The sequence below is a fragment of the Streptomyces sp. NPDC001732 genome, from assembly GCF_053596315.1.
Genome location: NZ_JBSFFY010000121.1, coordinates 1 through 9,415 on the forward strand (window position 1 = coordinate 1; position 9,415 = coordinate 9,415).

At 70.3% G+C, this 9,415-nt stretch carries 14 protein-coding genes and 2 pseudogenes; 5 read left to right on the top strand and 11 right to left on the bottom strand.

Going from position 1 to position 9,415, the window contains the following annotated elements; translation table 11 throughout:
* Positions 1–188: 188 nt before the first annotated feature.
* The 6 genes from ACWCXX_RS39550 to ACWCXX_RS39575 all read right to left on the bottom strand — a co-directional run bounded on the left by ACWCXX_RS39550 (position 189) and on the right by ACWCXX_RS39575 (position 2,848).
* Positions 189–629: a restriction endonuclease gene (locus ACWCXX_RS39550; protein ID WP_451135937.1), complete on the bottom strand. Its 441-nt coding sequence runs from the start codon at positions 627–629 to the stop codon at positions 189–191.
* Complete coding sequence (locus tag ACWCXX_RS39555) at positions 626–808, bottom strand: hypothetical protein (RefSeq protein ID WP_451135939.1); 183 nt, start codon at positions 806–808, stop codon at positions 626–628. Before ACWCXX_RS39555 ends, ACWCXX_RS39550 begins: the two co-directional genes overlap by 4 nt.
* Positions 809–904: 96 nt before the next feature.
* The gene (locus ACWCXX_RS39560; protein ID WP_451135941.1) at positions 905–1,753 is read right to left on the bottom strand and encodes a helix-turn-helix domain-containing protein; all 849 of its coding nucleotides are present in this window, start codon (positions 1,751–1,753) and stop codon (positions 905–907) included.
* A gap of 15 nt (positions 1,754–1,768) precedes the next feature.
* Complete coding sequence (locus ACWCXX_RS39565; protein WP_451135943.1) at positions 1,769–2,302, bottom strand: DUF6879 family protein; 534 nt, start codon at positions 2,300–2,302, stop codon at positions 1,769–1,771.
* Positions 2,280–2,537, bottom strand: a complete 258-nt coding sequence (locus ACWCXX_RS39570; RefSeq protein ID WP_451135945.1) for a hypothetical protein — start codon at positions 2,535–2,537, stop codon at positions 2,280–2,282. Before ACWCXX_RS39570 ends, ACWCXX_RS39565 begins: the two co-directional genes overlap by 23 nt.
* A 113-nt stretch (positions 2,538–2,650) precedes the next feature.
* Positions 2,651–2,848, bottom strand: a complete 198-nt coding sequence (locus tag ACWCXX_RS39575) for a hypothetical protein (protein WP_451135947.1) — start codon at positions 2,846–2,848, stop codon at positions 2,651–2,653.
* 205 nt (positions 2,849–3,053) lie between these two features.
* Here ACWCXX_RS39575 and ACWCXX_RS39580 point away from each other — a divergent pair.
* Positions 3,054–3,212 (top strand): annotated as a pseudogene (locus tag ACWCXX_RS39580) (IS5-like element IS4811 family transposase); the annotation flags it as partial.
* A 78-nt stretch (positions 3,213–3,290) separates the two neighbouring features.
* On the opposite strand, the gene ACWCXX_RS39585 reads toward ACWCXX_RS39580, so the two are convergent.
* Positions 3,291–4,016, bottom strand: a complete 726-nt coding sequence (locus tag ACWCXX_RS39585) for a carbon-nitrogen hydrolase family protein (protein ID WP_451135949.1) — start codon at positions 4,014–4,016, stop codon at positions 3,291–3,293.
* Positions 4,017–4,234: 218 nt separating this feature from the next.
* Between ACWCXX_RS39585 and ACWCXX_RS39590 the strand changes: the two are divergent.
* Positions 4,235–4,495 (top strand): annotated as a pseudogene (locus ACWCXX_RS39590) (helix-turn-helix domain-containing protein); the annotation flags it as partial.
* Between the two features lie 133 nt (positions 4,496–4,628).
* Here the strand turns inward: ACWCXX_RS39590 and ACWCXX_RS39595 are convergent.
* Both ACWCXX_RS39595 and ACWCXX_RS39600 read right to left on the bottom strand, forming a co-directional pair.
* Entirely contained in the window at positions 4,629–5,387 is a 759-nt protein-coding gene (locus ACWCXX_RS39595; RefSeq protein WP_451135951.1) for a hypothetical protein, read from the bottom strand.
* Positions 5,388–5,477: 90 nt separating this feature from the next.
* Entirely contained in the window at positions 5,478–5,768 is a 291-nt protein-coding gene (locus tag ACWCXX_RS39600) for a hypothetical protein (RefSeq protein ID WP_451135953.1), read from the bottom strand.
* A gap of 289 nt (positions 5,769–6,057) precedes the next feature.
* Here ACWCXX_RS39600 and ACWCXX_RS39605 point away from each other — a divergent pair, with 289 nt between their 5' ends.
* The 3 genes from ACWCXX_RS39605 (at position 6,058) to ACWCXX_RS39615 (ending at position 8,014) form a co-directional block, all read left to right on the top strand.
* The gene (locus ACWCXX_RS39605) at positions 6,058–6,564 is read left to right on the top strand and encodes a hypothetical protein (RefSeq protein ID WP_451135955.1); all 507 of its coding nucleotides are present in this window, start codon (positions 6,058–6,060) and stop codon (positions 6,562–6,564) included.
* Complete coding sequence (locus ACWCXX_RS39610) at positions 6,554–6,931, top strand: hypothetical protein (protein WP_451135957.1); 378 nt, start codon at positions 6,554–6,556, stop codon at positions 6,929–6,931. The genes ACWCXX_RS39605 and ACWCXX_RS39610 overlap by 11 nt, the downstream gene beginning before the upstream one ends.
* A gap of 843 nt (positions 6,932–7,774) precedes the next feature.
* Complete coding sequence (locus tag ACWCXX_RS39615) at positions 7,775–8,014, top strand: hypothetical protein (RefSeq protein WP_451135959.1); 240 nt, start codon at positions 7,775–7,777, stop codon at positions 8,012–8,014.
* 103 nt (positions 8,015–8,117) lie between these two features.
* Here ACWCXX_RS39615 and ACWCXX_RS39620 read toward each other — a convergent pair whose 3' ends face one another.
* Together ACWCXX_RS39620 and ACWCXX_RS39625 are read right to left on the bottom strand one after the other, a co-directional pair.
* The gene (locus ACWCXX_RS39620) at positions 8,118–8,849 is read right to left on the bottom strand and encodes a hypothetical protein (RefSeq protein WP_451135961.1); all 732 of its coding nucleotides are present in this window, start codon (positions 8,847–8,849) and stop codon (positions 8,118–8,120) included.
* 361 nt (positions 8,850–9,210) lie between these two features.
* A partial coding sequence (locus tag ACWCXX_RS39625; RefSeq protein WP_451135963.1) for a hypothetical protein occupies positions 9,211–9,415 on the bottom strand: 205 nt, incomplete at its 5' end.

Genomic DNA, 9,415 nt, shown 5'->3' on the forward strand with positions numbered 1-9,415 from the left:
CTCCAACTCGACCTTCCAGCAATCGACTTCAGGTATCACGTCCATACCCGAACAACGATAACCAGCAGCTCAGGACACGAAATCTGACTGGAGTACTAAGAGGTCATCTCATTTGGTGACTATGTGGGGGAATCCGCGACAAGTCGATCCATTTTCGGTCAGCACGGCGTTGTTGACGGCAAGGTGGGCTACGGAACGGCAGGGAGGTCTCCTGCGAGGCGGTCCAGCCGTTCGTAGAGGGCCTGGACGAGCCGGGCGCGGTTCTGGACGCAGCGGGCGGTGCCCTTGGGCCGTACGGACAGGCACATGTCCGTTTCGTGGAGGATGACTTCGGCCAGGGCGCCGCGGCCGTCGCTCCTGGGCAGCTGGGCGGCGCGGCGGCGGACGTCGGAGGCGACCGCGCGGGCGTGGCCGGTGAGCTGGAGGGCGAGCTGTTCGTAGTCGCGTTCGGTCAGTGTCTGCGGGCCGGCCCATGCCAGGACGGTCTTCACCAGGAGTTCGTAGGGTTCGCGGTCGAGCGGGAGCTCCGCTTCGATCAGTCCGTGGGGGTCGTACAGGACCGTGTGCGTGCTGGGGGGCGTGGCAGGCCTCGCTGCTGGGGCGTCGTCGCGCGGGTGGCCAGCGGTCACTGCTGGGGGTCCTCGCCACCGTCGGCCCCGTCGCCCTGGTCCTCGGTGTGCTGGGCGAGGAACCGGGCGAAGCCGCGGTCCGCACGGGCGATCAGATCCGGGGAGGGGACTCCGTAGGCAGGAGGCTGGGGCCCGCGGCCCTTGGGGGCCGGGGCGGCGGTGTCCGTGGATGAGCGCATGGAGCCCCGCCTTTCCGGCTGGTGGTCCGTCGGTGCCGTCGACGCTACGCAGCAGCACGGCACATCCTCAACGAAGTTGCGGAGAATTGCGGAACTTCACTCCAGGGCGTCGACGGCGGCGTGGATGAGGGCGCGGGCCTCCTCGCCGTACACGGCCATCTCCGCGAGGCCGGTGAACGCCTTGGCGTAGTCGGCGAGTTCGCGCGGCTGCGTCACCTTGATCTCCGCCGTCAGCGTCTCCACCACGGCCATGGTGTCGTCGTGTAGGTAGAACGCCTCCAGCGGCCACACGGTGCGCTGCGCGGTGAACGGGATGATCCCGAGCGAGACCGAGGCGAGCGGCATCACGGCCAGGAGGTGGCGCAACTGGCCGCGCATCGCCTCGGGGTCGGCCGTTTGGTAGCGCAGGACGGACTCTTCCATGAGGACGACGTAGCGGTGGCCGCCCTCGTAGAGGAAGCGGGAGCGGGCGACGCGGGCGGCGACCGCTTCGGCGACGTCGTTCGGGGTGCCCTGGAAGGCGGTGATCTGGCCCATGAGGGTGGTCGCGAACGCCGGTGTCTGGAGGAAGCCTGGCGGGACGTTGGAGACGTAGACCCGGCAGAGGCGGGTGCGTTCGTGGAGCTCGTACCAGTCTTCCTGGACTTTGCGCATGCCGGTGCGGTGCAGGCGGCGCCATTCCAGGTACATGGAGTCGACGGCGCGGGCGGTGGCGATGAGGTCGTCGGCCTGGTCGTCGACGCCGCAGGCCGTGCACCAGGCGCGGATGTCGGCGTCGGAGGGCGGGGCGTCGCCTTTTTGGATGCGGGTGGTTTTCGCGGGGTGCCAGCCGCACCGGGCGGAGAGTTCCTTCCCGGTGAGGCCGGCGTCCTTGCGCAGGTGCTGCAGCCGCATGGCGAGCGCTTCGCGGGCTGCTTGTGCGCTGGAGGATGGAGAGGTGGTCACGGGCTGCTCAGGGTCCTAGACGGTGTACTTCTCGTGCGGGATGCCGCGTTCCCAGACGGTTTCGAACGCCGAGGTGCAGAGGCTCACCGCGGCCGGGTCGGTGGTGGTCTCGAAGCCGGGGTCGACCCAGTCTCCGTCGCCGCTGAAGAAGTGGAACATGGCCAGGCGGCCGTCGATCAGCCAGTAGTCGTTGCCGGGCAGGGCGATGTCGGAGGCGTGGCGGCGGGGCAGCCAGCGGACCTGTTCGCCGGCGCCGATGTTCAGCTCGGTGACGGCGTGTTCCCAGCGGATGTAGTCGGTGACCGGTTCGGAGACGATCCGGGCGCGGCGCATGACCACGCCCCGGGCCAGGGTTTCCTTGACCAGGCCGAGCCACTGGGGCCACCAGCGGGCCGTGGGGTCCAGGTCGATCTGGCCGGTCTTGGCGAACAGGGCGATCTCTTCGGCCTCGTCACCGACGCCGTAGTGGTCGCGCATCTCCAGGTGCACCGCTGTGTGCTGAGCGCCTCTCAGCAGTTCAGCGAAGTCAGGCACGCTGCTCTGCGACATCACACGCCTCCCTCAGAATCGACACCATCCGGGCCGGGATACGGATCACCGTCTCATGCGGCGGGATCCCCACCGCATGCCCGGCCACCCACTGGGTCCCGCCCACCTGCGCCCGGAGAAGCTCTTCGGCTTCCTCGCCCTGGAGGACCAGGTCGGCGCTCTCCTCCTCCACCCACACCGTCGGCGATCCACCGCCGCCGGTGCTCGGGTCGATACCGACGAACCGTAGCGTCATGGAGCTCTCCCCTGTGACTCGGTTGCGCATAGTTGCGCCGACCGTCCCGCAGAGCCAGCACCGACGTCAAGAGCCCTGCCCGGCTGACGGGCTGCCGTGGCTCGGCGGACCGGTCAGCCGGGGTCGGTGGTGCCGGTGGCCGCGCGGGGCCGGTTGCGGGCCCACCTCTTGAAGTCGTCGACGCGGTAGAGGGGTTCGGCGCCGCGCTTGCCAACCGGGGCGGGGAAGGCGGAGTCGTTGGCGCGCGCCCAGCGCAGGGCGGCCAGCGTGATGCCGGGCAGGTGGTGTTCGGCGGCCTGGCGCAGTCCCACCGTCTGGTCGTCGTCGACCGCGGCCGGGGTGGCCGTCGGCGGCGCCGGGGCCGCCGGCGGCGCGGAGCGATTGGCGTCCCAGCGCCCCGCGTCGCTCCGGCAAGAGCCGCCGGACGCTGCGGTCCCTGACCCGCACGGCCGGACACGGCATCGTCCGTGGAGCAGTGACCACCTTCGGCGCCTTCGCGATGGGTGGGTCATCTGGAAGGAAGTGCTCTTCCGTCTCCGCCTGACGCACCCGGAGATCACGCTCGTCTGGGCCGACCGCGCTTACGCGGGCAAGCTCGTGACCTGGGCAAAGAAGCACTTGAATCTCACGATCAAGACGATCTCACGGCCTAAGTGGTCGGCTCCGGAAGTCCTTCGGGGGTTGACCCCGGCGTCGGCGGGTGCGTTCGCGGGTCGGGTGTCGAAAACGGTGAGATAGAGCTCGAATCGCTCGTCAGCTGAGCTGAGTCGCTGTAATCTCGCCCGCGTTACGACCGGCCTGGGCGACTAGTTCTCCGCTCCGCCCCCAGATGCCCGAGCCACCGGAGGTCTGCGCGAAGGAGCCGCTGGGTCCGGCCGCGGTGGAAAGAACGACCCAGACGCCATGGGCGGCGGCGCGCTCGCGCATATGGGCATCGCGGCGAGCCGCGGAGTCGGGGCCAGGGCCGTAGAGGGTACTGGCCACGTAGGCGTCGATGTCGAGTGCTGCCGAGTCGGCGGCGTGCTTGGGCATGGCAGCGTCGTAGCAGATGGCCAATCCGAGTCTCCATCCGTCGACGGTGACCACCACCGGCTTCTCTCCGGGGCTGAACCGGTCGAACTCGGCCCCGTGCAGCCACATCTTCCGGTACACCGCCGTCACGCTGTCACCGGTCACGGCCAAAGTAGCGATGTACTCGCGGCCATCCTCGTCGCCAATCGGCGCGCCGACCAGCGCCACCGAGCCAGCGGCACGGCAAGCGTCCACCAAGGGCCGGAGACGACGGTCGTCCACAGCCAGCGAGGGCGCGCCGAGGTCGTATCCGGTGAGAGAGAACTCGGGGAAGACCACCAATCTCGCGTGTGCCTGCTCAATGGCCTGCGTGTGTTCCCTAACGTTCGCCAGGACATCCGCTCCGGCCCACACGGGCTGGACGGCGGCCACCGTCAGCGGCTCCCTTTTCGTTCCACTCATCCCCATGGCCTGGATTATTCAACATCCAGTCATTCAAGATCCACACACATCGTCCAGAGTCGGACCGGATGCGGCAGGCTGTGACCGCCCTGATCTCCTTCTGCTGATCGGCCTGCCTGCCTGCCTTGCCTGTTGCCATCGCGCGCCCGATAGTCCTGACCGCCGCCGAGCGGCACCGGTTGAAGAAGGCCGCCTACGGTCACAGGACCGAGCACAGGGCCCGGGTGCAGGCGTGGATCGTTCTCCTGGCGGCGCGGAGCAGGTCCAACGCGCGTATCGCCGTCGAGGTAGGAGTGCACGTGGACGCCGTGCGCACATGGCGGGGCCGGTTCGCCGCCCTGGGCTTTTCCGGGCTCTCTGACCGCAAGCGTCCAGGACGACCCCCAGCCTTCACGCCCATTCAGGTCACGCAGATCAAGGCGCTGGCCTGCCAGCTTCCCGCCGAGGCTGGCACACCGCTGTCGCGCTGGTCGTGCCCGGAGCTGGCCCGCGAGGCCATGTCGCGGGGCATCGCCGCGTTCGTGTCGGCCGGACCGGGCAGGACCCGGTCCGGCCCGGTCCGGCATCAGTGCTCTTCGGTCTGTGTGGCGGCGGCCCACGCGGCGGCTTCGGTCTCGCTCATGAGCAGGACCTGGGTGGGGTGGGCGGTGGAGTGCTGCACGGTGTGGAAGCGGCCCGGGTGGGTGCTGGCCTTGGGGAGGGGGCGACCTGCGGGGCCGCCTGGTTCCAGGTGCGGGGGGTGACCCGTCCCAGGAGCAGGGTGGAGAACTGCTCGCGTCCCAGTGCGGCGCTGTAGCTCTGGGCGCCGGCGAGGATGTGGATGCGGGCTTCGCGTCCGGCGTAGAGGAGTTCCTCGTAGGCGTCGACGGCCAGGGACGTCTTCGGCTCGCCCGCCTGGCGGGCCTTGTCCCAGTGGCGGGCCAGCTGCCGCAGGGTGTGGCCGGCGGACTCGAACACCACTGCCAGGTGCGGCAGGTCCACGGTTTCGCCGTGCGCGTCGACGTGGCGCGCCGGTTCGGCGCGGAGGCCGAGAAGGGTGTTGTGGATGCCTGCGATGTCGTGGTGGTACGTCACCCCCGGCAGGCCGCGCGCCCACGTCTGGGAGATGCACTTGGTATCGAGGATCAGGGCGTCCCCGCCGTGGTGCAGGACCTGCGCGGCCAGGGTGCGCAGGGCGGTGGAGGTGCCGCCGCCAGAGGTAGAGCAGACCAGGACGTGCGGCGAGTCGGTGTCCAGGTCGATGCCGACCGGCTGCCGGTCGGTGCCGAGGCCGATGAGGACCTGGGAGGCGGGCAGTGCTTCCAGCTGCTCGCGGACGCCCGGGTCGGTGAGGCGCAGCTGCTGCGGGAGGGTGCTCTTCTTGGTGGTCTTCCACATGGCTGGGGTGTTCCTTTTCTGTGTTGTGCCCGGTGAGCCGGGTGCTCTTCGGGGCGGGGGGTCGGGTCGGCTGGAGCGGGCAGGGCCCGGTCAGTCGAGGTCGGTGGTGCCGGTGGCGGCGCGGGGCCGGTTGCGGGCCCACTTCTTGAGGTCGCCGACGCGGTAAAGGAGTTCGGCGCCGCGCTTGCCGGCCGGGCCGGGGAAGGCGGGGTCGTTGGCGCGGGCGAAGCGCAGCGCGGCCAGGGTGATGCCGGGCAGGTGGTGCTCGGCGGCCTGCCGGAGCCCCACCGCCTGGTCGTCGTCGACCACGGCCGGGGCCGGGGTGGGGGTCGGGGTCGTCGGCGGGGTTGCCGTGGCGTTGGCCGCGGGCTCGCGGGGCACGGCGGCCGGGGCCGGGGTGGGGTTCCGGGCGTCGGCGGGCCGGTCCCCGCCCGCGGAGGGTTCGGGGGTCTGCGGGGGGGCTGGGGGTGGTGGATCCGGCGTCGGGGAGGGAGTCGGCAGGCGGTTTCAGCAGCTGCACCGGGCTGGGCCCGCCGGCGGCGGGTTTCTTGTCGGTGGTGGCCCACAGGCGGGCTTCGGTCTCGGTGAAGAAGAGGACCTGGGTCTCGCGGGCGGTGCCGCCGCTGACGACCTGGGCGCGGCCGGGGTGTTTGGTCGGCTTCGGTGCGGGGTGGACCTCGGGGGCGAGCATGCGCCAGGCGTTGAGGCTGTAGCGGGCCAGGATGCGGGTGGAGAACTGTTCGCGCACTTCCGGGCCGCCGAGGGCTCGGGCGGTGGCGGACTGGGCGACCAGGAGGACGTGCATGCGCAGCTGGCGGCCCATGTAGAGGATCTCGTTGAGGGCGTCGATGGCCGGGGAGACCTTCGGGTCGCCGGACTCGCGGGTCTTCTCCCAGTAGCGGGCCAGCTGCTTCATCGTGGCGTTGACCTCTTCGAGGAGGATCAGCAGCCGCGGGCCGATGGCCTTGGGGTCGGCGTCGATGCCCAGGTCGTCGGCGACGCGGGTACGGTGCCGGCCTTCGAGGCCGAGGGCGATGAGCTGGTCGTGGATGTCGGCGATGTCGCGGCAGTAGGTGACCCCGGGCAGTCCGGACGCCCACGGGTGGGAGATCCGCTTGGTGTCGAGGACGAACACGAGCGAGCCGTGGTGGAGCATCTGGCAGGCGATGCACCGTAGGGTCGCCGACTTCCCGCCGCCCGTGGAGGCGTTGACCAGGATGTGCGGGGACTGGTCGTCCAGGTCGACGGTGACGGTCCGCCCGGCGGAGCCGATCCCGATGACGGGCGCGGACTCCTTGGCGGCGGCCACCACCTCGCGGACCTTGGGGTCCTTGAAGGCCGCCTTGGCCGGGGGCTTGCGGGTCTTCTTCACCGTCACGTACGTCTCGCGGCCCGCCAGGTGCCAGGAGAAGGTGACGCCTTCCAGGGCGAGCTTGGTGGTGATGATGTCGGCGACCAGGTCCTTGGAGAAGTCCAGCCGGCCCGGCACGTCCACGCGGATCACCGCGTCGTCCTCGCTGAAGTTCCTGGGTATGTGGAGGTAGCGGCGCGGGTCGGTCTGCTCCGGCAGGCGCAGCGGCAGCGCGAGGGCTTCGTGCAGCGGCAGGACCCACTCCCGCATCAGCTCGCGGCGCTTGCGGGTCAGCGCGAGGTAGGCGGCAGTACCGACGGCCGCGGTCGACGCCGCGGCGATCCCGGTCTGCTCCAGCGCGGCGAGCGCAGGATCCGGGTCGACCCATATCTCCTGGGCGGTGGCGACGGTCGCGTCCCGGTGGGCCCACCCGGCCTGGAAGCCTCCGGTGCCCAGCACGGTAAGCGTGCTGATACGGAAGGTCAGGCGCTGCCACCCGGGCCGGTAGGAGGACCGGGACACCTGTCCCTCGACCTTCGGCAGGACATGGGTGCCCGGGCGCCAGAACGTCGCGTCGGTCCGCTTCACCCCGTCCATCGGACGCCCGGCCAGGAACCGGCCGATCCCGAACACGAGGGCCTCGACGGTCTCTTCCACCTGCCTGTCGAGCTTCGTCTGCGCCATCCGGTCCAACGCCCTTCGTGCCAGGGGTATACGGGCACGGCGGTGCCGCCGGCAACGGGCACCACCGCCGAGACGAGAACCGTAAAAGCGTTTGCCTGTGGATAAATTTCACAAACCGGAGGAATGTACCGGGCTAAATCCCCGCAATTTTGGGCGAGTTGGTCTGCGGGAGGCGGGCATGGTCTGAAATTCCTGCCGCCGGAACGTGGCTGCCGGCAAGGACGGCCCCGGCCATCACGGAGGCGGGGCCGGTGGCGGATGGACAACCCCACGACCCGAAAACGCCTACGCCGCCCATCCGCGCGGCCCGGCCGGTACAACGGTGAGAGGGATCAATCCGGGAAGGAACTGCATGACTGCACACGAAGAAGCAGTGGAGCGCGCCAAGCGGTTCGAACGGCTCGCCGTGGTCTGGGCCAAGAAGGCGCAGGAGGGCGATGCGGGCGCAGCGGGGCTGGCGCAGGCGTTCGCGTCGCTGGCGGTGGCCGCGCGGATGGAGCGCATGGACTGGCGTATGCGGGTGCTCGGCGACCAGCTCGGAGATGTGAAGAAGTCGACGGACAGTCTTCGCCGCAAGCTGCCCGACCGGTGACCTCCTGCGGTGTCTGACCTGCTGTGTTCGGGACGGCCGGTGCCGTCGCGCGGACGCCCCGCGGACAGCGGCTGGTCCGTGGGGCGTCCGGATGCGGCGGCGGTCAGTTCTGCATCATGGCCTTGAGGTCGCTGAGCGACAGCTCGTTCGTGCCACGGTCCGCCGCCTTGCTCTGCGTCCAGGCAACGATCGCCGGGTGCGCATCCTCGTACTGGGCGCCGGCGGTCGTGTGCTGCCCGTCGGTGGTGGCGACCTGGGTGAGGTAGGCGGCCAGGGCGTGCGGGCCGCCGCCGTTGTACCCGATCTCGTAGCCCAGGCCGTTCCTCTGCGGCAGGAACGACAGAACGCCCTTGTCCGTCCGGGCCCAGAACAGACCGCGACCGGTGTGGAAGCGGCTGAAGACGTCGTCCGGGCGCAGTTCGAGCGGCGCGTACGTCGTGTAGCTCCACTGGTCCGTGCCGCCCTCGCCGCGGTGCTTGGAGTGCTTGCCGACGACGGGCAGCCCGTACTCGGGGTCGTAGAAGGTCCGGAGGCACATGCAGCCCGAGCCGCTGATCGCCGATGGGCTGCTGGGGTCCTCCGTGACGCACGGGTGGAACAGGGTCGGGATGTACGTGGACCCCACGAGCGTGCAGTGCATCGCGTTCGGTTCGCACCGCACCAGCCTGCCCAGCCACTCCTGGAAGTGCGGTGTCACGGTCTGCTGGGCCTCGATGTCCAGCACTGCGTTCAGCGACGACGTGACGGCGCCGCGCTGGGGCTCGGTGTAGAGGACGAAGTTCAGGTAGCCCTTCGTCGGATCGGTCAGGTTCAGATCGCGGGCCTCGTAGGGCAACGTGGTGCTCCAATGCGGGGGCTTGGCGGCCGGGCACGGCCGCGCGGGAAGGGGGAGGGTCAGGAGAGGCGGTGTTCGGGGCGCAGGACCAGGCCGCGGTTGAGGAACTGCGCGGTGTCGTCCGGTCCGAGTCCAAGGGCGCGGGCGACGGCGGTGCTGAGCAGGCTCACCAGGTTGATGTCGCCGCGCTGGCGGGGCGGGGCAGTTCGTCGGGGTAGCTCTCCAGCGGTTCTAGCGGTTCGTGCAGGTCGGTCAAGGTTCCTCCCGTGCCGGGTGCCAACGTCCCGATTCTCAGTCCGGTCCGCTGGGGCTCGCGGGTGAAGTCGCCAATCGGCCAGCGCGTGGCCGATTGGCGTCCCCGTCAGGGGTTGGGGCCCGCTCCCCTGCCCTGATCGGGCTGTGTGGTGCGCTGCTGCTGGCGGGCGGGGTCGGCTGCGTCTTTGGTCGGCTGCTTCGGCTGCTGTCCGCCGGCGACGATGCGGCTGCGGGCGTCGGCGGCCTGGGTGAGGGCGGCCAGCCGGGCGAGGTTCTGCGGTGTGTGCAGCCACGTCGCGGGATCGGTCGTA

What these genes read in the sequence shown, in the direction of transcription:
- ACWCXX_RS39555 (WP_451135939.1), bottom strand. Translation starts at nt 808, where the DNA reads ATGCGCTCATCCACGGACACCGCCGCCCCGGCCCCCAAGGGCCGCGGG.
- ACWCXX_RS39570 (WP_451135945.1), bottom strand. Translation starts at nt 2,537, where the DNA reads ATGACGCTACGGTTCGTCGGTATCGACCCGAGCACCGGCGGCGGTGGA.
- ACWCXX_RS39615 (WP_451135959.1), top strand. Translation starts at nt 7,775, where the DNA reads ATGACTGCACACGAAGAAGCAGTGGAGCGCGCCAAGCGGTTCGAACGG.
- ACWCXX_RS39565 (WP_451135943.1), bottom strand. Translation starts at nt 2,302, where the DNA reads ATGTCGCAGAGCAGCGTGCCTGACTTCGCTGAACTGCTGAGAGGCGCT.
- ACWCXX_RS39610 (WP_451135957.1), top strand. Translation starts at nt 6,554, where the DNA reads ATGCACCGTAGGGTCGCCGACTTCCCGCCGCCCGTGGAGGCGTTGACC.
- ACWCXX_RS39585 (WP_451135949.1), bottom strand. Translation starts at nt 4,016, where the DNA reads ATGGGGATGAGTGGAACGAAAAGGGAGCCGCTGACGGTGGCCGCCGTC.
- ACWCXX_RS39595 (WP_451135951.1), bottom strand. Translation starts at nt 5,387, where the DNA reads ATGTGGAAGACCACCAAGAAGAGCACCCTCCCGCAGCAGCTGCGCCTC.